At 70.6% G+C, this 388-nt stretch carries 1 protein-coding gene; it reads left to right on the top strand.

The window, feature by feature from the left end:
- Positions 1–388: alpha-hydroxy-acid oxidizing protein (locus tag B7L92_RS43295; protein ID WP_255311353.1), on the top strand; the 388-nt coding region annotated here is incomplete at both ends.

The following is a 388-nucleotide window of genomic DNA, read 5'->3' as shown; positions in this document are numbered from 1 at the left end:
GACGCGGAGCGCTGGTTCCAGCTCTACTGGCCGAAGGACCCGGAGGTGGCCCGGAGCTTCCTGGACCGGGCGAAGGCCGCCGGGTTCACGGTGCTCGTCGTCACCCTGGACACTCCTCTGCTGTCCTGGCGGCCGCGCGATCTGGACCAGGCGTACCTGCCGTTCCTGCACGGGGTGGGCACCGCCAACTACTTCTCGGACCCGGCCTTCCGGGCGGGGCTGGCCAAGCCGGTGCACGAGGATCCGAACGCGGCGGTGATGCACTTCGTCGACATGTTCGCCGACCCCGCCAAGACCTGGCCGGATCTGGCGTTCCTGCGGGAGAACTGGGACGGTCCGATCGTCCTCAAGGGCGTGCTGCACCCGGACGACGCCCGCCTCGCCGCCG

The organism is Streptomyces viridosporus (assembly GCF_002078235.1).
In the GTDB taxonomy this organism is placed as follows: domain Bacteria; phylum Actinomycetota; class Actinomycetes; order Streptomycetales; family Streptomycetaceae; genus Streptomyces; species Streptomyces viridosporus.
Note: the sequence above shows the minus strand (reverse complement) of the source record. Positions and strands in the feature narration are given on the sequence as shown.